Origin of the sequence: Microlunatus aurantiacus (assembly GCF_039536605.1) — a bacterium.
Classification (GTDB): Bacteria; Actinomycetota; Actinomycetes; order Propionibacteriales; family Propionibacteriaceae; genus Microlunatus; species Microlunatus aurantiacus.
This window is the reverse complement of sequence record NZ_BAAAYX010000020.1, coordinates 259,464-280,032: the sequence shown is the minus strand read 5'-3', so window position 1 is coordinate 280,032 and position 20,569 is coordinate 259,464. Positions and strand designations below refer to the sequence as shown.

20 protein-coding genes are annotated in these 20,569 nt (G+C 71.9%); 8 read left to right on the top strand and 12 right to left on the bottom strand.

Features of this window, described 5'->3' with window-relative positions; genetic code table 11:
* Positions 1-23: 23 nt before the first annotated feature.
* The 6 genes from ABD714_RS19660 to hisD are packed head-to-tail and all read right to left on the bottom strand — an operon-like array spanning position 24 to position 5,977.
* Positions 24-1,259: a DUF6716 putative glycosyltransferase gene (locus tag ABD714_RS19660; protein WP_344814146.1), complete on the bottom strand. Its 1,236-nt coding sequence runs from the start codon at positions 1,257-1,259 to the stop codon at positions 24-26.
* 9 nt (positions 1,260-1,268) lie between these two features.
* A complete protein-coding gene (locus tag ABD714_RS19655) occupies positions 1,269-2,216 on the bottom strand; it encodes an HAD-IA family hydrolase (RefSeq protein WP_344814145.1) in 948 nt (315 codons plus the stop codon).
* On the bottom strand, positions 2,213-2,869 hold the full coding sequence (gene hisH, locus ABD714_RS19650) for an imidazole glycerol phosphate synthase subunit HisH (RefSeq protein WP_344814144.1): 657 nt from the start codon (positions 2,867-2,869) through the stop codon (positions 2,213-2,215). Before hisH ends, ABD714_RS19655 begins: the two co-directional genes overlap by 4 nt.
* On the bottom strand, positions 2,866-3,549 hold the full coding sequence (hisB, locus tag ABD714_RS19645) for an imidazoleglycerol-phosphate dehydratase HisB (RefSeq protein ID WP_344814143.1): 684 nt from the start codon (positions 3,547-3,549) through the stop codon (positions 2,866-2,868). Before hisB ends, hisH begins: the two co-directional genes overlap by 4 nt.
* Entirely contained in the window at positions 3,546-4,634 is a 1,089-nt protein-coding gene (locus ABD714_RS19640; protein WP_344814142.1) for a histidinol-phosphate transaminase, read from the bottom strand. Before ABD714_RS19640 ends, hisB begins: the two co-directional genes overlap by 4 nt.
* The gene (gene hisD / locus ABD714_RS19635) at positions 4,631-5,977 is read right to left on the bottom strand and encodes a histidinol dehydrogenase (protein ID WP_425562421.1); all 1,347 of its coding nucleotides are present in this window, start codon (positions 5,975-5,977) and stop codon (positions 4,631-4,633) included. The genes ABD714_RS19640 and hisD overlap by 4 nt, the downstream gene beginning before the upstream one ends.
* Positions 5,978-6,412: 435 nt before the next feature.
* On the opposite strand from hisD, the gene ABD714_RS19630 reads away from it, so the two are divergent.
* From ABD714_RS19630 to ABD714_RS19620, 3 genes are read left to right on the top strand one after another with little or no spacing between them, the layout of a single operon-like run.
* Positions 6,413-7,150 carry a DUF554 domain-containing protein gene (locus ABD714_RS19630; RefSeq protein WP_344814141.1) on the top strand — a complete coding sequence of 246 codons (738 nt, stop codon included), beginning with the start codon at positions 6,413-6,415 and terminating at the stop codon, positions 7,148-7,150.
* Positions 7,147-7,836, top strand: a complete 690-nt coding sequence (locus ABD714_RS19625) for an AzlC family ABC transporter permease (RefSeq protein ID WP_344814140.1) — start codon at positions 7,147-7,149, stop codon at positions 7,834-7,836. Before ABD714_RS19630 ends, ABD714_RS19625 begins: the two co-directional genes overlap by 4 nt.
* Positions 7,833-8,150 carry an AzlD domain-containing protein gene (locus tag ABD714_RS19620; protein ID WP_344814139.1) on the top strand — a complete coding sequence of 106 codons (318 nt, stop codon included), beginning with the start codon at positions 7,833-7,835 and terminating at the stop codon, positions 8,148-8,150. Before ABD714_RS19625 ends, ABD714_RS19620 begins: the two co-directional genes overlap by 4 nt.
* Before the next feature lie 9 nt (positions 8,151-8,159).
* On the opposite strand, the gene ABD714_RS19615 is transcribed toward ABD714_RS19620, so the two are convergent.
* Positions 8,160-8,879: a hypothetical protein gene (locus ABD714_RS19615; protein WP_344814138.1), complete on the bottom strand. Its 720-nt coding sequence runs from the start codon at positions 8,877-8,879 to the stop codon at positions 8,160-8,162.
* Between the two features lie 107 nt (positions 8,880-8,986).
* Here ABD714_RS19615 and ABD714_RS19610 point away from each other — a divergent pair, with 107 nt between their 5' ends.
* Both ABD714_RS19610 and ybaK read left to right on the top strand, forming a co-directional pair.
* Complete coding sequence (locus ABD714_RS19610) at positions 8,987-10,072, top strand: NAD/NADP-dependent octopine/nopaline dehydrogenase family protein (protein WP_344814137.1); 1,086 nt, start codon at positions 8,987-8,989, stop codon at positions 10,070-10,072.
* A gap of 27 nt (positions 10,073-10,099) precedes the next feature.
* The gene (ybaK, locus tag ABD714_RS19605) at positions 10,100-10,597 is read left to right on the top strand and encodes a Cys-tRNA(Pro) deacylase (protein WP_344814136.1); all 498 of its coding nucleotides are present in this window, start codon (positions 10,100-10,102) and stop codon (positions 10,595-10,597) included.
* A gap of 21 nt (positions 10,598-10,618) precedes the next feature.
* On the opposite strand, the gene ABD714_RS19600 is transcribed toward ybaK, so the two are convergent.
* The 3 genes from ABD714_RS19600 to dnaE all read right to left on the bottom strand — a co-directional run bounded on the left by ABD714_RS19600 (position 10,619) and on the right by dnaE (position 15,106).
* Positions 10,619-10,918 (bottom strand): excalibur calcium-binding domain-containing protein, encoded by a 300-nt coding sequence (locus ABD714_RS19600; protein WP_344814135.1) that lies wholly within the window; start codon positions 10,916-10,918, stop codon positions 10,619-10,621.
* 65 nt (positions 10,919-10,983) lie between these two features.
* Positions 10,984-11,550 (bottom strand): hypothetical protein, encoded by a 567-nt coding sequence (locus ABD714_RS19595; protein ID WP_344814134.1) that lies wholly within the window; start codon positions 11,548-11,550, stop codon positions 10,984-10,986.
* Complete coding sequence (gene dnaE / locus ABD714_RS19590; protein ID WP_344814133.1) at positions 11,543-15,106, bottom strand: DNA polymerase III subunit alpha; 3,564 nt, start codon at positions 15,104-15,106, stop codon at positions 11,543-11,545. Before dnaE ends, ABD714_RS19595 begins: the two co-directional genes overlap by 8 nt.
* Positions 15,107-15,232: 126 nt before the next feature.
* Between dnaE and ABD714_RS19585 the strand changes: the two genes are divergently transcribed.
* Together ABD714_RS19585 and ABD714_RS19580 are read left to right on the top strand one after the other, a co-directional pair.
* A complete protein-coding gene (locus ABD714_RS19585) occupies positions 15,233-15,949 on the top strand; it encodes a type 1 glutamine amidotransferase (RefSeq protein WP_344814132.1) in 717 nt (238 codons plus the stop codon).
* Between the two features lie 38 nt (positions 15,950-15,987).
* The gene (locus tag ABD714_RS19580; RefSeq protein WP_344814131.1) at positions 15,988-17,502 is read left to right on the top strand and encodes an SDR family NAD(P)-dependent oxidoreductase; all 1,515 of its coding nucleotides are present in this window, start codon (positions 15,988-15,990) and stop codon (positions 17,500-17,502) included.
* On the opposite strand, the gene ABD714_RS19575 is transcribed toward ABD714_RS19580, so the two are convergent.
* Complete coding sequence (locus tag ABD714_RS19575; protein ID WP_344814130.1) at positions 17,481-18,737, bottom strand: MFS transporter; 1,257 nt, start codon at positions 18,735-18,737, stop codon at positions 17,481-17,483. The genes ABD714_RS19580 and ABD714_RS19575 overlap by 22 nt on opposite strands.
* A gap of 73 nt (positions 18,738-18,810) precedes the next feature.
* Between ABD714_RS19575 and ABD714_RS19570 the strand changes: the two genes are divergently transcribed.
* Positions 18,811-20,073 (top strand): MFS transporter, encoded by a 1,263-nt coding sequence (locus ABD714_RS19570; RefSeq protein ID WP_344814129.1) that lies wholly within the window; start codon positions 18,811-18,813, stop codon positions 20,071-20,073.
* Here the strand turns inward: ABD714_RS19570 and ABD714_RS19565 are convergent.
* Positions 20,070-20,507, bottom strand: coding sequence for a hypothetical protein (locus ABD714_RS19565; protein WP_344814128.1), 438 nt, complete (start codon positions 20,505-20,507; stop codon positions 20,070-20,072). The two genes, ABD714_RS19570 and ABD714_RS19565, sit on opposite strands and share 4 nt — an antisense overlap.
* Between the last annotated feature and the right edge of the window lie 62 nt (positions 20,508-20,569).

Sequence of the window (20,569 nt, the reverse complement as noted above, 5' to 3'; positions counted from 1 at the left end):
TGTGACAGCCGCCGCGCTCCGTCTCAGCGGTGGGCGAGCCGACGACGCAGCCGCCGGCCGGCGCGCAGGGCGACCGGCGGCACCAGGTCGCGGACGAGCCGGCTCCGGCCCGCGGGGACGGGGGCCGCGGGCACCGGGGTGGAGCGCAGGTAGGCCGAGGCGCTGCGGAAGTAGGCCGACGCCCAAATCCGACGGGACGGCCGCTCGCCGCTGGCCAGCAGCGTCTCCACCCGATCCGCGATCTGCTCGGTGGCCGTGCCCGGCCGGTCGAAGAAGTAGCCGCCGAGCCAGAAGCGGTCCGGGGTGCCGATGTCGTCGGCGATCAGCTGGTCGAAGGTGCGCAGCAGGCCGCTGGCCAGGAAGACGTGGTTGCCGTAGCGCTCGTGCACGCCGAGGTCGAGCACCAGACCGACGCGGCAGCCGCTGCCGACCGCCTCCAGGGCCGCCGTCGACGACATGGTGAGCAGCAGGTCCACGCTGGGCAGCAGCTCGCTGATCGGGGTGTAGTCGATTCGGAAGTTCGGCGGTCGGTCCACCCCGAGCAGCAGGTCCTCGGGGTGGTGGACCATCCGGTGGAACGTGTCCTCGCCGAGCCGGTGCCGTGGCTTGAGCAGCACCTCCCGCTCCGGGTGCGCGTACGCGTAGTCGAGCAGCCGACGGTAGAGGTGCAGGCGCTCCTGCGCCGGTCCCGGCACCGTCGGCTGGTCGGCGAACAGCACCCGACGGATCGGCCCGCCGTGCGGCGCCGCCGCCGAGGAGCCCAGGATCGGCAGTCCGGACAGCAGCAGGTTGCCGGGGTCGAGGTCGAGCTGCTGAGCCACGGTGACGAAGTGCTCGAGGTCGTCGACGCCGTTGACGGCGACGACGTCGGAGCCGACCCGGTCCAGGTACCCCGCCGTGATCTTCTCGATGATCACCCCCACCCAGCCGGTCACCACGACGGGTCCGGGCCCGTCCCCGACCCGGTCGGCGAGATCGACGGTGAACCGCAGCGTGAACGGACCCGACAGACCGCAGACCACCACGGAGCTGAGCGCGGCCCGGTCGAGCAGCTCGGGCCAGCCGACGGACTCGACGCCGGTGAAGCCGGCGGCCGCGATCTGGGCCGGGGACAGCGCCGAGCGGACGTCGGGCACCACCACCGGGCAGTCGAACCCCCGAGCCACCAGCTCGTCCCGGATGCCGGCGACCCACTTCAGCTGGGAGTCGAAGGCGGCGACCAGCAGCGCCTGGGGTCGCGGATCAGCGGGGCGGGGCACCGGGCGAGGCTAGGCAGGGTGGTTGAACGGCTCGTGAACATCGAGTTCCCGGACGACCATCTCGTGGGTCAGCGGGGCGTAGAGATGCGGGAAGGCCTCAGTCGACCCCTCCTCGACCACCGGCCGGGCCCGCTCCGGATCGAGCTCGAGCAGGACGAGCTCCTCGGGTTCGAAGCGACTGAAGTAGCGGTCCAGGACCCCCGCCACCTGGCGCCGGTAGGCCAGGTGGACGAAGCCCTCGGCCTCGAAGCCGGTGCCGTGGCTGGACCACGGGTAGCTGCCGGTGTGCCGGGCCTCGTCCCACAGGGTCCGCTCGGCGATGTGCAGGATCGGTTCGCTCACCCGGGGTCGCTCCCCCAGCAGACCGAGCGCGACCAGACGGCTGCGCAGGTCGTCGGCTCCGACGAACCGGATGGCGGTCAGCCCCAGGTCGGCCGCCGCCGCGCAGTTGGCCTCGCTGTCGTCCACGAACACCGCCGACGCGGCGTCCACGGAGAACCGGTCCAGGAGCAGCCGGTAGAGGCGCGGGTCGGGTTTGGCGATCCCCTCCCGCCCGGAGACGACGATCGCCTCCAGGCGCCGCAGGATCCCGAACCGGCGCTGGGCCACCGGGAAGGTCTCGTCGGACCAGTTGGTCAGACCCAGCAGCCGCACCCCGGCCCGGGCCAGCTCGGCCACCACGGCCGACGTGCCGGGCACCGTGCCGGTGAGCGCGCGGTCGAAGTGCCGCCGGTAGGCGGTGATGGCCTCGGCGTGCTCGGGCCAGGTGTCGGCCACCTCCGCCTCACCCTCGGCGTAGCGGCGGCCCGCGTCGTTGCGGCGGTTCCAGGCCGAGAAGTCGACGTCGCGCATCAGCCGCTGGGCGGCGTCGGCGTCCACCACGGCGCTGAACGCCCGTACGGGATCCCAGGACAGCACGACGCCGCCCAGATCGAAGATCGCCGTACGCCGGGTCACCGGGTGTCGCCGCCCAGCGTCAGGACCCAGTTGGCGATCAACAGGGCGCCCGCCGCCCCCGACTTCTCCGGGTGGAACTGGGTCGACCACAGCGGACCCTCCTCGACCGCGGCGACGAAGCGGTCGCCTCCGTGCTCGGCCCAGGTGACGGCGCGGTCCCCGGTGCCGGTCAGCGCGCGCACGCCGTAGGAGTGGACGAAGTAGAACCGTTCGTTCTCGATGCCGGCGAACAGCCGGCTGCCCGGGGGCGGGGTCAGCGTGTTCCACCCCATGTGCGGCAGGCGTTCGGCGTGCAGCCGCTCCACCGTCCCCGGCCAGACGCCGCAGCCGGCGGCTTCCACCCCGTGCTCGATCCCGTTGGCGAACAGCACCTGGTGCCCGACGCAGATGGCCAGCACCGGCCTGTCCGCGGCCAGTCTCTCCGCGATCACCGCGGGACCGTCGACCGCCCGCAGGCCCTCCATGCAGGCGGCGAAGGCACCCACGCCCGGCACCACCAGACCGTCGGCGGCGACGGCGGCCCGCCGGTCGTCGGTCACGGTCACCCGGGCCCCGGTGCGGGCCACCGCCCGCTCGGCGGACCGGATGTTGCCGGAGCCGTAGTCGAGCACCACGATGTCGGGGCCAGGCGTCACAGGGTCGGACAGAGTCACAGGGCGCCCTTGGTGCTCGGCACGCCGTCCACCCGCGGGTCGAGCGCGACCGCGTCGCGCAGGGCCCGGGCCACGGCCTTGAACTGGGCCTCCACGATGTGGTGCGGGTCGCGGCCGGCCAGCACCGTGACGTGCAGACACAGGTGGGCGTGGAAGGCCAGGGTCTCCAGCACGTGCCGGGTCAGCGAGCCGGCGTACGGGACCCCGCCACGACCCGACGGGTCGGTCCCGCCCCCGATGAGGGCGTACTCCTGGCCGGGCGGCTCGCCGGTGTGGACGCAGTACGGGCGGCCGGAGACGTCGACCACGGCCTGGGCGAGCGCCTCGTCCAGGGGCACCAGGGCGTCGGCGAAGCGGCGGATGCCCCGCTTGTCACCGAGGGCCTCCCGGATCGCCTGACCGAGCACGATAGCGGTGTCCTCGACGACGTGGTGGCCGTCGATGTGGACGTCGCCGACGCTCTCCACGGTCAGGTCGAGCAGACCGTGCCGGGCCAGGGCGGTGAGCATGTGGTCGTAGAAGCCGACCCCGGTGCTGATGGTCGACTCCCCGGTCCCGTCCAGATCCAGGCTGACCTTGACGCTCGACTCCGAGGTCGCCCGCTCGATGGTGGCGGTGCGGTGGTCCCTGCTGCCTGCATCCGTGCTCCCTGCGTCCGTGCTCCCTGCGTCCGTACTCACTGCAGTCGTCCCTCCTCGGTCTTCAGGACCTGGTCGAGCGCGGCCTTGAACGCCGCCATCTCCTCGTCGGTGCCGGCGGACACCCGCAGCCAACCCTCCGGACCGACGACCCGGATCAGCACGCCCTCGTCCAGCAGAGCCTGCCAGACGGCCTGCCGGTCGGCGAACCGCCCGAACAGCACGAAGTTGGCGTCGGAGTCGGCGACCTGCAAACCGCTGTCGGCCAGCCAGGCGGCGAGGTCGTCGCGGTTCGCCCGCAGCCGGTCGACGGCGGCGAGCAGCTCGTCGGCGTGGGCCAGCGCCACCCGGGCCACGGTCTGGGTGATCGCTGACAGGTGGTACGGCAGCCGGACCACGCGCAGCGCGTCGACGAACTCCCGGGAGGCGGCCAGGTAGCCCACCCGCCCGCCGGCGAAGGCGAACGCCTTGGACATGGTCCGGGTGATAGCCAGACGCGGGAACTCCGGCAGCAGTCCCAGCGCGCTCGGCGTGCCGGTGCGGGCGAACTCGTGGTAGGCCTCGTCGACCACCACGACCCCGGTGGCGGCCGTCGCGATGGCGCGCAGGGTCTCCGACGGGACGGCGGTCCCGGTCGGGTTGTTGGGGCTGGCCACGAAGATGACGTCCGGTTGCCGGTCGTGGATGGCGTCGACGGCAGCGACCGGGTCGATGGTGAAGTCGTCGCGCCGGGGGAACGTGACCCACGCCGTGTGGGTGTCCCGGGCGTACTCCGGGTACATCGAGTACGTCGGCGCGAACGACAGCACCGAGCGGCCCGGACCGCCGAAGGCCATCAGCACGTGCAGCATCACCTCGTTGCTGCCGTTGGCCGCCCACACCTGGTCGGCGGTCAGTCCGTGTCCGAGGTAGGCCGCGAGGTCGGCCCGCAGGGCCACCGCGTCCCGCTCGGGGTAGCGGTTCATCGTCTTGACCGCCGCCGCTACCGCCGTGGCGATCTCGGCCGCGACCGCGTCGCTCGGCGGGTACGGGTTCTCGTTGACGTTCAACAGGTAGGGCACGTCCAGCTGCGGAGCCCCGTACGGGACCTCGCCGACCAGCTCGGGACGGACCGGGAGGCCGGTCACTCCTGGCCCGGACGGCGTCGACCCGACGCGTCACCCGGGAAGCGCCTGCTCACCGCAGCGCCGTGGGCGGGCAGGTCCTCCGACTCGGCGAAGACCTCCACGTGGCGGGCCACCTCGCTCAGGGCCGCCCGGTCGTAGCTGATCACGTTGACCGCCTTGAGGAAGCTCTTCACGTTCAGACCGGAGGAGTGGCAGGCGCAGCCGGCCGTGGGCAGCACGTGGGTGCTGCCCGCGCAGTAGTCGCCCAGCGAGACCGGTGACCAGGTGCCGACGAAGATCGCACCGGCGTTGGTGATCCTGCTCGCCACCCCGGCGGCGTCCACGGTGTGCAGCTCGAGGTGCTCGGCGGCGTACGCGTTGACCACGTCGATGCCCTGGTCCAGGTCGTCGACCAGGACGACGGCGGACTGGTGCCCGCCCAGGGCGGTGGTGATCCGCTCGGCGTGCTTGGCCTCGGGCACCTGCGCGGCGAGCTCCGCCTGGACCGCGTCGGCCAGCCCGGGGGCGTCGGTCACCAGCACGGCTGCGGCAGCGGGGTCGTGCTCGGCCTGGGAGATGAGGTCGGCGGCCACGTGGACCGGCTCGGCCTCGGCGTCGGCCAGGATCGCGATCTCGGTGGTGCCGGCCTCGGAGTCGATGTTGACCAGGCCCTTGAGCAGGCGCTTGGCCGCGACCACGTAGATGTTGCCGGGTCCGGTGACCAGGTCCACCTTCGGGCACAGGTCCTCGACCCCGTACGCGAACATGGCCACCGCCTGCGCGCCGCCGACGGCGTACACCTCCTCGACCCCGAGCAGGTGGCACAGGGCCAGGATGTTGGGGTGCGGCAGCCCGTCGAAGTCGACCTGCGGCGGGGAGGCCACGGCCAGGGACGCCACGCCCGCGACCTGGGCCGGGACCACGTTCATGATCACGCTGGAGGCGAGCGCGGCCAGCCCCCCGGGCACGTAGAGCCCCACCCGGTTCACGGGGATCATCCGCTGCGTCACCACCGCACCCGGGGCGAGCTCCACGGTGGTGGACGTCTCCCCGAGCTCGGCGGCACTCACCCGCCGGCGCCGGTCGATGGCCACCTCGAAGGCGGCCCGCACCTCGGGGTCGAGCTGCTCGACAGCGGCGGCCAGGTCCGCGGCCGGCACCCGGAACTCCTCGGGCACGACGTGGTCGAACCTGTCCGACCAGTGCCGCAGCGCGCTGACGCCGCGGACGGCGACGTCGTCGCAGATCGGTCGCACCACCTCGACGGCGGCGTCGACGTCGAACTCGGCCCGCGGCACCAGGGCCGCGTAGTCCAGCTGCTCGCCGGAGGCGAGCCGGTCACGGAGGTCGATCACTCTCAGCACGCCGAGAGTCTACGGAGGTGGCTCGCGGGACGCCCGGGAAATCCACCGGGCGAGAACTCCCCCGGCAGGCTCCGTGACCGGCTCGCCCGCCGTACGCGACTCCCCGGCGCGATCCGGTACGACCCACGGCCCACCCGACCGCCGGACGTGACTCCCCGGCGCGATCCGGTACGACCCGCGGCCCAGCCGACGCCGGATGTGACTCCCGGGCGCCATCCGGTACGACCCACGGCCCACCCGACCGCCGGACGTGACTCCCGGGCGACATCCGCCGGGCCCGTGAGCGCCGTCCAGCGGGTCGCGGGTCGCGGGACGCGGCGGTGGAATCACCGCGAAGGAGCCGGCCGGTCCGAGTAACGTGCGTCCGTGCTCGACGCCCATGACACCCCCCAGCCCGCGGCCCACCACCGCGCCGACCACTGAGGGAGCCGGCTCGTGTTCCCCGGCTTCGGCACGCTCGTCAACGTCGCCACCGTCCTCATCGGCTCCGCCATCGGGCTGCTGCTCGGGCACCGGCTGCCCGAACGCACCCGCGACACCGTCACCGACGCCCTGGGTCTGGTCACCCTGCTGATCGGTGGGCTGTCGGCGGTCGAGGTGACCTCGGCGGTGCTGTCCGGCGCGGTCGGCAGCAGCGCCCCGGTGCTGATCGTCCTCGGTGCCCTGCTGGTCGGCGGCATCGTCGGCTCCCTCGCCGACATCGAGCGCCGGCTCGAGGGCCTCGGGTCGTGGCTGCAGCAGCGGTTCCGGGCCGGCGGCTCGCAGTCCCGGTTCGTGGAGGCCTTCGTCTCGTCCTCCCTCGTCTTCTGCGTGGGCCCGCTGACCATCCTCGGCTCGCTGTCCGACGGTCTGGGGCTCGGCGCCCAGCAGCTGCTGCTCAAGTCCACCCTGGACGGGTTCGCGGCGATCGCGTTCGCGGCGTCCCTCGGCGTCGGCGTGATGGCCTCCGCGCTGGCCGTCGGGGTGATCCAAGGGGCGCTGACCCTGATCGGGGTGCTGATCGGCGACTTCCTGCCCGACGCCCACCTGGCCGCCATCACCGCCACCGGCGGGCTGCTGCTGGTCGGGGTCGGTCTCCGGCTGCTCAAGATCAAGTCCGTGCCGGTCGGCAACCTGTTGCCCGCCCTGGTCGTCGCGCCGCTGCTCGTGCAGCTGGTGGTGGTGCTGCGATGAGTGAGCGGAGCCTGGCGCAGGCGTACCCGCAGGTGCTCCGGGCGGCGGTCGGTCTCGGTGTCTACGCCGGGGTCTTCGGGGCGACCTTCGGGGCGGTGTCGGTGGGCAGCGGCCTGAGCGTGGGTCACACCATGGTCCTGAGCCTGGTGATGTTCTCCGGCGCCTCCCAGTTCGCCTTCGTGGGTGTCGCGGCGGCCGGGTCGCCCTGGGCCGCCATCCCGGCCGCGCTGCTGCTCGGTGTGCGCAACGCGTTCTACGGCGTCCCGGTGTCGGAGGTCCTGTCCCCCCGGGGCTGGCGGCGGCTGGTCACCGCGCACTTCGTCATCGACGAGACCACGGCCATGCTGGTCGGCCAGGCCGAGCCCCGCGCCCAGCGCTACGCGTTCTGGTCGACCGGGCTGATCCTGTTCACCCTGTGGCAGACCGGCAGCCTGGTCGGCGCCCTGCTCGGCGAGGCGATCGATCCGGCCCGATTCGGGTTGGACGCCGCGGCACCGGCGGTGTTCCTGGCTCTGCTGTGGTCCCAGCTGCGGAGCAGCTCCGCCAAGGTCGTGGCGCTGCTGGGCGGGCTGCTCGCCCTGCTGCTGATCCCGGTCGCACCCGCCGGCGTGCCCGTGATCGCCGCTGCCGCTGTCGCGGTCGTGGCCGGGCTGGTCGTCCGTCCGCGCCCTGGGACCGCCGGATGACCGCGCTGGTGGTCGCCCTGGTGATCGCGTCGGTGGGCTCCTACCTGCTCAAGCTCGCCGGGGTGTCGCTGCCGGAGTCGGTGCTGGCCGATCCGACAGTTCAGCGGGTCGCCGGGTTCCTGCCGGTGGCCATGCTGACCGCCCTGGTCGTGGTGGGGCTGGCCGACGGCGACGGGGACCGCCGTTGGTCGGTCGACTGGCCGGTGCTGGCCGGCTTCGGCGCAGCGGTGGTCGCGCTGCTGCTGCGGGCCGGGGTGCTGGTCGTCTTCGTGGTGGCGGTGGCGGTCACCGCCGGCCTGCGGCTCCTGGTGTGAGGCGGACGGTCAGCTGAGGTGGAGCAGGCGCTCGATGAAGACGTGCACGTAGAGCGCCAGGTCGCTGTGGGCGTGGGTGACCGGCTGCAGCCGTTGGGGCGCCGTGACCCACTCGACGTCGTGACGCAGCCGCGAGGAGTCCTGCAGCACCTGCACGCTCGTCGCCACGATCTGCCGGCAGCGCTCCCCCACCAGCGCGCCATCCCGGGCGGTCTCCGCGCGGACCGGCCTGGTGAGGTACGCGGGCAGGATCGGCCAGCTGAGGGCGGCCGCCACCCGCGCGGGGTCGGCGGGCCCGTCGCCGGTGGTGGCGTGGCGGGCCAGGGCCTCCAGACCGCGGAGACCGGCCATCATCAGCCGCACCTGCCCGAGGTCGATCGTGGTGACGCCGGCCGGATCGGACTCTGCCCGGCACGGGTTCGCCCCCGCGTGCCACAGCGGGAGCCCGTGGTGGCACAGGAAGCGGGCGACCGGGTGACGCCGGGCGTGGACGGCGAGCGCCTTGGCGGCGCGCGCGGCGGCGGGGATCCGGGTCGCCTCGACGAGGCTGCGGTAGGCGTCCTCCGGGGTGGTCTCCAGCACCAGGCCGGCCGGTGCGGCCATGCGGGAGACGCCCCGGACGGCCACGCGTTCGGCCGGGCCGTCGAGCAGGACCACCCAGCCGGGCTTCGTCCGCTGCGCGCGGGCATCAGGAAACCGCCGGCTGTCACCGGCCACCAGCTGGGCCACGCCAGACCCTCCCGCCCTCGGGCATCCCGTTCGGACCGCGATCGTAGCGGTCCCGGCCCGGGCGGGCCGCGGTCCCGGGGTGATCGCCGGCTCGTACAGTCAGGGCCATGGTCGCCACGAAGGTCGCAGTGCTCGGTGCAGGCAACGGCGGTCTGGCCACCGCCTTCGAGTGGTCCCGCCAGGGGTACGAGGTGGCGATCTACTCCCACCCCGACTACGCCGAGCAGATCGGTGCCATCCGCGAACGCGGCGGGATCACCAGCTCCGGCGTGCTCACCGGTAGCGCCTCGATCGCGTTGGCCACCACCGACATCGCCGAGGCGCTCGCCGGAGCCGAGATCGTCCTGGTGGTCGGACCCGCCTACGCCACCGAGTCGTTGGGCGCCGCCGCCGGACCCCATCTGCGGCCGGGTTCGACGGTGGTGGTGTGTCCGGGGTCGTGCCTGGGCAGCCTCGCCTTCAAGCGCGCCGCCGGGCTCGACCTCTACGACGACGAGATCGTCGTCGGGGAGACGAGCACCCTGCCCTTCGCCGTCCGCGCCACCGGCCCGGCCGAGATCCGCGTCTTCCACCACTTCGACCGGGGCCTGTTCGCGGCGGCCGCCCCTCGGTCAGCCACCCCGCGGCTGCTGGAGGTCCTCCGACGGGTCTGGCCGCACGCGGAGGAGGCGGCCACGGTCTTCCAGACGGCGCTGCAGAACGGCAACCCGGTCATCCACCCGGCCGTGACGCTGCTGAACGCGGCCCTGATCGACCGCACCGGCGGCGACTTCGCCTTCTACGAAGAGGGGGTGACGACCTCGACCGGGAGGCTCATCGAGGCCGTGGACGGCGAGCGGTTCGCCATCGCGGAGGCGCTGGGGGTCCCCCTCCTCTCCGAGCCGGCGATCGGGGTCCTGCAGGGCTACATGACCGAGGCGAACTACACCACCGGCTACTCCACGGCCCCGGGGTTCCTCGGCATCAAGGCCCAGGACTCCCTCGACAACCGCTACCTGACCGAGGACGTCGGCTACTCCCTGGTCCTCTTCACCGATCTCGCCCGCTCCCTCGGCGTGGCCACCCCGGTGATGGACGCGGTCGTGCAGATCGCGTCCGTCGTCCTCGCCCGGGACTTCCGGTCCGAGGCGGCCCGCACCCTGCACAGCCTGGGACTGGACGAGCTGAGCGCCGAGGACCTGCGGCGCTACTGAGCGGGTGCTCGAGGGCAGGATGTGACAGTGGCCAAGAGGAGCAAGCAGCACGCGCACGGTGCGACGCCGGCGACGACGGCCCTGGTCGAGGCCGGGATCACCTTCACCCTGCACCCGTACGAGCACCAGGACGGCACCACCGGCTTCGGCGAGGAGGCGGCCCGCGCGCTGGGGGTCGACGAGAGCCAGATGTTCAAGACGCTGGTGGTCGACGTCGGCGGGAAGCTCGTCGTGGCCGTCATCCCGGTCGCGCAGCAGCTGGACCTGAAGGCCCTGGCGGCGGCGTTCGACGCGAAGAAGGCGACCATGGCCGACCCGACCCACGCCGCTCGGAGCACCGGCTACGTGGTCGGGGGCATCTCCCCGGTCGGCCAGCGGACGCCGCTGCCCACAGTGGTCGACGCCTCGGCGGATGACTTCGCGACCGTTTTCGTGTCGGCCGGCCGTCGTGGGTTGCAGGTCGAACTCGCGCCGGCCGACCTGCAAAAGATCACCAAGGCGCGCTCGATCGGCGTCGCCCACTGAGCACCGGTTCCGACCGGCGGCTCAGTGCTTCTCGCAGGCGATGCCGTCCTTGTCGCGGTCCAGGCCCTTGTTCTGCTTCATCGCCTTCTTGTAGATCTTGGTGCTGCGCTTGAAGTTCGTGACCGGCTTCGACGAGCCGGAGACCTTGTCCTTGGCGCCGCTCTTACCCACGCCGTGCGGGTACTTCTTGTTCAGGTTGGTGCAGTTCTTGTACGTCGAGCTGGCCGCCTCCGCCGGCGCGGTCGCGACGGCGGCGACCGGCAGGGCGAGAGCGAACGCGGAGACGAAGGAGGCCGCGAGGCGGCGAGCGCGAGGAGTCACCCGATGAGGATGCGGTCCGCCGCGCTACTTCGTACCACGTTCGCACGAACGTTGCGCTTTCGTGATCAGACCAAGCTGGTCCCGCTGCTTGAGCCCCGGCGCGGCAGCAGCGGCATCGGGTCCTCGCTGTCCTTGCCCAGCGACGAGGCGAGCAGCACCGGGGTCACCGCACACAGCGGCCAGAACAGCAGGGCCGCCTTGGCCCGGAGGGTGAGCGCGATCGGCACCGAGCCGCCGGGGTCGGCGTGTGCGAGCCGCGGGGTGAACTCTCCCGGACCGAGCCGGTAGCCGACCCCCCAGCAGATCAACCCGGCGGCAGCGGCAGCGATCACCACGACCAGCACCAGCGGCCAGCCGAGGTCACGGAGCAGCCGATAGCCGAAGACGCCGAGTCCCACGCCGATCACCAGTCCGAGCAGGCAGAACCAGGCGTCGCCGGCGAAGAACTGGGTCAGGTCGCGCTCGGACACCGAGGCCCGTCCCTGGGAGTCCAGCTGGTAGGCCGGCAAGGTGACCCACAGCCACCAGAGCACGCCGGCGACCGCCCCCAAGCCGGTGGCCAGGGCGAGGTAGCCCACCACCCGAACCGTGAACTGGGTGGTCCGAGCATCCTCGGTCGAGGCGTCAGGCACTGGCGCTCTCGAGCCGACCCGACGGGGCCAGACACGACGGCCCCAGCAACGCCTTGAGATCAGCCATCAGCGGCGGCGACGGCGTCACCCGCAGCTGGTTGTCCAGCCGCATCAGGATCGTCTTGTCCTGCTTGACGAGCTTGAGGCGCACCTCGGTGGTGCCCGGATGGGCCCGGAGCACCTGCGACAGCTGCTGCACCACCGGTGGGGTGCAGCGGACGGCGGGCAGCGAGATGACCACCGGCCCCGTCGGGGCCTCCGTCACGTCCGGCAGGGTCAGCTCCTGCGCGTTCAGCGACACCGAGTCGTCGTCGGACTTCACCCGGCCCTTGACCCGCACCACGGTGTCGGTGGCCAGCACCGTTGACACCAGCTCGTACGCCTTGGGGAACAGCAGCACCTCGATCGAGGCCTCCAGGTCCTCGACCGCGATGATCGCCCAGAGGTCCCCGCGCTTGGTGGTCTTGCGGGTGATGGACGTGATCATGCCGGCGATGGTCACCTGGCCCTCGCGCGGACCGTCGTCGCCCATCAGCTCGCCGATGCCGATGTCCCGCTCCGCGATCAGCACGTGCTCCAGCCCCTGCAGCGGGTGGTCGCTCACGTAGAGACCCAGCATGTCGCGCTCGAAGGCGAGCTTGGTCCGCTTGTCCCAGTCGGCGATCTCGGGCACCGCGCCGAGCGGCATGGCTTGCGAGCCGTCCTCGTCCCCGAAGCCGCCCGCCCCGAACAGGTCGTCCTGGCCGTGGGCGGAGTTGCGCTTCAGGTCGAGCACCCCGTCGACCGCGGACTCGTAGACGCTCATCAGGGCGCGGCGGCTGTGCCCCATCGAGTCGAACGCACCGGCCTTGATCAACGACTCGATCACCCGCTTGTTGCACACGACCAGCGGCACGGCGTCCAGGAAGCCGTAGAAGTCGGCCGCCTTGCCGTGCTCGGTGCGGGCCGCCACCACGCCGTCGACCACGTTGGACCCGACGTTGCGCACCGCCGTCAGCCCGAAGCGGATGTCGGTCCCGACCGGGGTGAAGTTGGCGGCGGACTCGTTGACGTCCGGCGGCAGCACCTGGATCCCCATCCGGCGGCACTCGCCGAGGTAGATCGCCATCTTGTCCTTGTCGTCGGCCACCGAGGTCAGCAGGGCGGCCATGAACTCGGACGGGTAGTTGGCCTTGAGGTAGGCCGTCCAGTAGGAGACCAGCCCGTACGCCGCTGTGTGCGCCTTGTTGAACGCGTAGTCGGAGAAGGGGACGAGGATGTCCCACAGCGCCTTGATCGCTGCCGGCGAGTAGCCGCTCTCCTTCATCCCGTTGGAGAACGGGATGAACTCGGCGTCGAGGATCTCCTTCTTCTTCTTGCCCATCGCGCGGCGCAGCAGGTCGGCCTGGCCCAGGCTGTAGCCGGCCACCTTCTGCGCGATGGCCATCACCTGCTCCTGGTACACGATCAGGCCGTGGGTGGTGCCGAGGATCTCCGCGAGCGGCTCCTCCAGCTCCGGGTGGATCGGGGTGATGTCCTGCCGCCCGTTCTTGCGCAGGGCGTAGTTGGTGTGGCTGTCGGCGCCCATCGGGCCGGGCCGGTAGAGCGCCAGCACCGCCGAGATGTCCTCGAAGTTGTCCGGCCGCATCAGCTTCAGCAGCGACCGCATCGGTCCGCCGTCGAGCTGGAACACCCCGAGGGTGTCGCCGCGGCCCAGCAGCGCGTACGACGCCGGGTCCGTCAGCTCCAGGTCCTCCAGCACCAGCTCGAAGCCGCGGTTGAGCTGGATGTTGGCCACCGCGTCGTCGAGCACGGTGAGGTTCCGGAGACCGAGGAAGTCCATCTTGATCAGCCCGAGCGACTCGCAGGTCGGGTAGTCGAGCTGGGTGATGATGGCGCCGTCCTGCTCGCGGCGCATGATCGGGATGATGTCGATCAGCGGGTCGGACGACATGATGACGCCGGCCGCGTGGACCCCCCACTGGCGCTTCAGACCCTCGAGCCCGCGCGCGGTCTCGACGACCTTGGCCACCTCGGCGTCACCGTCGACCAGGGCCCGGAACTCGCCGCCCTCGTTGTAGCGCTTGTGCTGCGGATCGAAGAGCCCGTTGAGCGGGACGTCCTTGCCCATCACCGGCGGGGGCATCGCCTTGGTGATCCGCTCGCCGACCGCGAACGGGTAGCCCAGCACCCGGGAGGCGTCCTTGACGGCCTGCTTGGCCTTGATCGTGCCGTAGGTGACGATCTGGCTGACCCGGTCCTCGCCGTACTTCTCGGTGACGTAGCGGATCACCTCGCCCCGGCGACGCTCGTCGAAGTCGATGTCGAAGTCGGGCATGGAGACGCGGTCGGGGTTCAGGAATCGCTCGAAGATGAGTCCGTGCTTGAGCGGGTCGAGGTCGGTGATCCGCATCGCGTACGCCGCCATCGACCCGGCGCCCGAACCGCGCCCCGGGCCGACCCGGATGCCGTTCTCCTTGGCCCAGTTGATGAAGTCGGCGACCACCAGGAAGTAGCCGGCGAAGCCCATCGAGAGGATGACCTCGGTCTCGAACTTCGCCTGCTGGCGCACGTCGTCGGGGATGCCGAGGGGGAACCGGCGCTGCAGCCCGGTCTCCACCTCCCGGACGAACCAGGACTCCTCGTTCTCCCCCGGCGGGCAGGGATAGCGCGGCATGTACGTGCCGGCTCCCTCGGTGAAGGAGATGTCACAGCGCTCGGCGATGGCCAGGGTGTTGTCGCAGGCCTCGGGCAGCTCGGCGAACAGGGCCCGCATCTCGGCCGGGGACTTGAGGTAGTAGCCGTCGCCGTCGAACTTGAACCGGTTGGTGTCGGCCATGGTCGAGCCCGACTGCACGCACAGCAGCACCTCGTGGGCGGCAGCGTCCTCACGAGCCGCGTAGTGCAGGTCGTTGGTGGCCACCAGCGGCAGCTTGAGGTCACGCGCGATCCTCAGCAGGTCGGCCCGGACCCGGTTCTCGATCGACAGCCCGTGGTCCATCAGCTCGACGTAGTAGTTGCCGGCACCGAAGATGTCGCGGAACTCCGCGGCGCTGGCCACGGCCTGGTCGTACATGCCGAGCCGCAGGTAGGTCTGCACCTCCCCCGACGGGCAGCCGGTGGTGGCCAGCAGCCCCGAGTGGTACGTGTTCAGCAGCTCGCGGTCCATCCGCGGCTTGTAGAAGTAGCCCTCGAGCGAGGCGAGCGACCCCATCCGGAAGAGGTTGTGCATCCCCGCGGTCGACTCCGCCCACAGGGTCATGTGGGTGAACGCGCCACCGCCGGACACGTCGTCGCCGCTCTGCGCGCCGTTCTTGTCGCCCCAGCGGACCCGCTTGCGCTCGCTGCGGTGGGTCTTCGGCGTGACGTAGGCCTCGAGCCCGATGATCGGCTTCACCGAGGACTTCTTGGAGGCCTTGTAGAACTCGTACGCCCCGAACAGGTTGCCGTGGTCGGTGACGGCGATCGCCGGCATCTCCATCTGCTCGCAACCGTCGAACAGGTCGCCGACGCGGGCGGCGCCGTCCAGCATCGAGTACTCGGAGTGGACGTGGAGATGGACGAAGCTGTCCGACATTCCCTGCAACCTCCGCCCTCCCGGCCTGATCGACCGAGTCACCCGCCACCAGCAAGGGCCTAGGTTAGTCGCCCGGACCGACACTTCCCGCCAGACGCGCCCGACCTGCGAGAGGACCCACCGCCCGTGCCCGACCGCCCTGTCCTGGTCATCCAGCACACCCCCGTCTGCCCGCCCGGTCGGGTCGGTGACTGGCTGACCGAGGCCGGCTGCGCGCTGGACGTGCGGCGACCGTACGCGGGTGAGACCCAGCCCGTCGACCTGTCCGGCCACGCCGGTCTCGTGGTGCTGGGCGGGGAGATGGGCGCGTACGACGACGACATCGCACCCTGGCTGCCGGCGACCCGGACGCTGCTGGCGCGCGCCGTGGTCGAGGCCGTGCCGGCGCTGGGGATCTGCCTGGGCCACCAGCTGCTGGCGGTGGCGACCGGCGGGCGGGTGGCCCGCTCGACCAGCGGCCAGCAGGGCGGGACCCTGCCGGTCGGGCTGCTGCCCGCCGCCGCCGACGACCAGCTGTTCGGCACCGTGCCCGCAGGTGCCGTCGCCACGCACTGGAACAACGACCTCGTGGTCGAGCTGCCGGCCGGGGCGGTCGAGCTCGCCCGGACGCCGGCGGGGGTCCAGGCACTGCGCCTGCGCGAGACGGCCTGGGGCGTGCAGTTCCACCCCGAGGTCGACCCCGCGATCGTCCGCCCGTGGGCGGCCACCGACGTCGGCGCCGGTCAGCTGAGTCCGGAGCGGGCCGCGACCTGGCTGGCCGAGGTGGACCGGGACGACGCGGCGCTCGTCGCCGCCTGGCGACCGTTCGTGCGGCGCTTCGCCGCACTCCTGCCGGCTCGCTGAGATTGGCCCGCTGCCTCGACGGGCTCTAACCTCGGCGGGTGAGTGAGCACGCCGAGCCGGGCATCGACCCCGACGACCTGGCCGCGACCCTGCGCGTGCTCGACCGTCTGCACGAGCTGCCGGCCGACCATCCCGACATCATCACCATCCAGCGCGCCACCTCGGCGATGTACAAGACCGTCAAGGTCAGGCGGCGGGCCCGCCAGCGCGCCGCCGAGGTCGCCGCCGACCGCGCCGTCACCGAGGCCACCGCCACGGGCTCGCCGCTGCGGATCGACGACGAGACCGCCGGGCTGGCGCTGGTCTCGACCGCGCCGGGCGCGTTCGCCGGGGAGCTGATCACCCCGCGGGGCTGCTACATCTGCAAGAACGACTACACCCTGGTCGACGCGTTCTACCACTACCTCTGCCCCTCCTGCGCCGCCTTCTCCCACTCCAGGCGCGACCAGCGGACCGACCTCACCGGACGACGGGCCCTGCTGACCGGAGGGCGGGCCAAGATCGGCATGTACATCGCCCTGCGGCTGCTCCGCGACGGTGCCCACTTGACCGTCACCACCCGGTTCCCGCACGACGCGGTCCGCCGTTTCTCGACCATGACGGACAGTCCCGACTGGATGCACCGGCTCAAGATCGTCGGGATCGACCTGCGCGATCCGACCCAGGTCCTGGCGCTGACCGACGACGTCGCCGCCGACGGGCCGCTGGACATCCTGATCAACAACGCCTGCCAGACCGTCCGCCGGTCGCCCGGTGCCTACGCGCACCTCCTGGAGATGGAGTCCGCCCCGCTCCCCGACCTGGCGATGCTGCCGGAGATGGTGACCTTCGACCGGATCTCCGAAGCCCACCCGGCGGCCATCGCCGGGGCGCTGACCGCCCACCCGGTCGCTCACCACGAGGGCGAACCGGCCGAGCTGGCCCTGGCGGCGCACAACGCCGCGTCGCTGACGGCGCTGGCGCTGACGTCCGGCAACGCTTCCCTGGCGGCCCACCTGGCCGGCACGGCGGTGGACGCCGGCGGGCTGCTGCCCGACACCCAGGTCAACAACTCCTGGACCCAGCTGGTCTCCGAGGTGGACCCGCTGGAGCTGCTGGAGGTGCAGTTCTGCAACTCGATCGCCCCGTTCCTGCTCATCTCGCGGCTGCGCCCGGCGATGCGGGCCGCCGTCCGCCGCCAGGCTGAGCGGGGCGGCACCGAACGCGCGTACGTGGTGAACGTGTCGGCGATGGAGGGCCAGTTCTCCCGCCGCTACAAGGGCCCGGGCCACCCCCACACCAACATGGCCAAGGCGGCGCTCAACATGCTCACCCGGACCAGTGCGCAGGAGATGTTCGAGACCGACAAGATCCTGATGACGGCCGTCGACACCGGGTGGATCACCGACGAGCGCCCCCACCACGAGAAGCTGCGGATCGCCGCCGAGGGCTGGCACGCCCCGCTCGACCTGGTCGACGGCGCGGCCCGGGTCTACGACCCGATCGTCCGCGGCGAAGCCGGTGAGGACCTGTACGGGCGTTTCCTCAAGGACTACGCCCCCGCCCCCTGGTAGCGGCGGGCCATCAGCACCAGACCGGCCGTGCCGAGTGCGCCGAGCACAGCCGACACGTAGAAGACGTGCGGCACCCCCAGCAGCGCGGTGCCGAGCCCGCCCACAGCACCCCCGAGCCCACCGCCGAGCATGATCGAGCTCATGAACACCGACGAGGCGAGCCCGACCCCGGACGGGTGGAGCTGCTGGGCGACTGTCACCCCGAGGCCGGCGATGGCGGCCCAGAGGCAGGACATCAGCAGCTGACCGACGAACAGGCCGAGCACGTGCTCGCTGGTCGCGTACGCGATGTTGGCCGCCACCCCGAACGCCGCGCCCAAGGCGACCACCCGGATGGGGGTGATCCGGTCGGCCAGCCGGGCGAACAGGGGCATCAGGGCGAGCTCGGCCAGCGGCTGGATCGCGATCACCGCTCCGCGCAGGGTGTCGGAGATCTCGAGCTGGTTGGCCATGTAGAGCGGCAGGTAGGCGAACTTGATCGTGTCGCCGTGCATCACCAGCACGCAGCAGCCGACGAACAGGAACAGCGGCACCCGGGAGCCGGCGGCCGGGAGCGCCGGCCCCGGCCGGTCGGCGGTGGCGGCGGGGTCCTGCCCGATCGGAACCGTCAGCGCCGGCGACACGTAGCGGGGCACCCGCTGCAGCCCGAGCGGCAGGACCTGCCCGACCGTCAGCACCGCCGTGGCCAGCAGCAGCGGCCGCAGGCCGTAGACGGCCCCGAACCAGCTGCCGACCACGGGCCCGATGATCCAACCGGCCGTGAAGGCCATCCGGACGGCCGAGATCACCCGGGCGGCGCTCGGGCTCCCCGTCCGGCTGAGCTCATCCCGCACGGCCGCGAACAGCAGCCCCATGGAGCCGCCGGCGATGCTGAGCGCCAGGGCTCCGATCGCGAACGGCATCCAGACGGCGGTCGCGAGGCCCATGGCCAGCCAACCGAGTCCACCGACCAGCGCACAGACCCGGAACAGCCGCAGCCGGTCCGGTTGGCGGTCCGACAGCGACCCCAGCCAGTAGCCGGCGAGCGGGGCGGCGAGGTTCACCAGGTAGTACAGCCCCGCCACCGGAACGGAGGCACCCAGGTCGTCGACCAGGAACAGCGTCATCTGGGGCGTGGTCGCAGAGACAGCGATCCCGGAGATGAACAGGGCCGCGCAGGCTGCCCGCAGGAAGGAGCTGCGCCAGATGAGCGTCCCCGCGGACGGGGACGCGACGAGGGCTTCGGGCGGGGTCACGTCGGAGGGTGCTGCTTTCCAGGGGCGTCTGAATCGATTGAGTCGAACGCCACCCTACGACTACGGTGAGGACGTGCCCGACCAAGCCGTGACCGCGCGACCCGGTTCGACGGTCCGGCTGGTGCTGGGGTCGGACCTCTACCGTCGCGCCGCTGTGAGCCTGTTCCTGGGCGGGCTGGGGATCTCGATCGCCATGCCGCAGCTGTCGCTGTTCCTGGTCGAGGAGCTGGGGGCGTCGCTTCCGGTGGCGGGACTGTTCTTCCTCACCAACCTCGCGGCCCCGGTCTTCGGCTTCCTGGTCGGCAGCTGGTCGGACCGGCTGACCGACCGGCTGCTGCTCTTCCGGGTCGGAGCCGTGGTCGGTCTCGTCGGCTGGGTGCTGATGGCCCTCAGCACGCAGGTGTGGATGGCCTTCGCCGTCAACCTGGTCGTCATCGGCTTCGCCGGGGCGACCAGCTCGCTGATCTTCGCCGCGGTCCGGGACCGGCTGACCCACGTGCCCACCGGGGCCGACAACCGGGTCATGTCCACGGTCCGGCTCGGCTTCAGCCTGGGCTTCATGACCGGACCGATCGTGGGCAGCGTGGTCGGCGGCACGGCCGGGCTCCGCGTCACCCTGGTCGTCGCGGGCGTCTGCACCCTGCTGCAGGCCGCGCCGATGATCGGACGACGGGTCGAGCGGGCCGTGCCCGAACCCACCGCGTCCGCGGCCGCCCCGAACAGCCCGACCGGATCGGGCGGCCCGACCGGCGCGTCCCCGGCGCCGCGAGCCAGCCTCGTGCCGCTGCTGACGTTCCTTGGTCTGGGTGTCCTGGCCATGTGCGGCGACACCATCAAGTTCGCGTACCTGCCCCTCTACCTGGAGCTGCAGCTGGGCACCCCGGACTGGCTGCGCGGGGTCGTCATCTCCACCCAGTCCGTCGGCATGCTGATCTTCATCCCGATCGCCGGTGTGCTCGCCGACCGGTTCGGCGCCCACCGTCTGGTGGTGGGCAGCGTGCTGCTCGGGGTGCTGGCCAACCTCGGGTTCGTGATCGCCGGCAGCGAGCTGGTGCTGATCGGCGCGACGCTGTTGAACTCCGCCATGTGGGCCACCCTCGGCGGCATCGGCATCACGGTGGCCCAGGACCTGCACCCCAGCGGGATCGGGCTGGCCTCGTCGCTCTACTTCTCCGCCATCCGCTTCTCCGCGGCCATCGGCGGCATCGCCGGCGGGCTCGGGGTGGGCTGGTTCGGCGTGCCGGGGGTGTTCGTCGTGCCCGCCGCACTCTGCCTGCTGTCCGCCGGCGGCCTGTTCGTGCTGGCCGTCCGCCGGGGGCGACCGGCGTCGGTCTAGCCGCCGGCCTTCGCGACCAGCGCCCGCAGCGTCGACTCCACCTCGTCGGTGACCTTCAGCACAGCGAACGAGGTCGCCCACAGGTCGCCGTCGTCCAGGGCCGCGTCCTGGTTGAACCCGACCGTCCCGTAGCGGGTGTCGAACTTGGCGGCCGGCTGGTAGAAGACCACGACCTTGTCGTCCCGGGCGTAGGAGGGGAAGCCGTACCAGGTCTTCGGCAGCAGCTCGGGCGCCTCCTCGGCCACGATCACGTGCAGCCGCTCGGCGATCTGGCGGTCCGCACCGTCGAGACCCTCGATGGCGGCGAGACAGGCGTCGTACTCCTTGGCCCGCTTGGCCGCCCCCTTGACCCCCTTCGCCTCCTTGAGCTCCGCGGCGCGCTGCTTCATCGCCTCACGCTCGGCGCTGCTGAACCCGCTCTTCGTGTCGCTCATGACCTGTCCTCCTCGGTGGGCGCTGCTCCGTACGAGGCACCACGTTAGGGGGCAGCACCGGG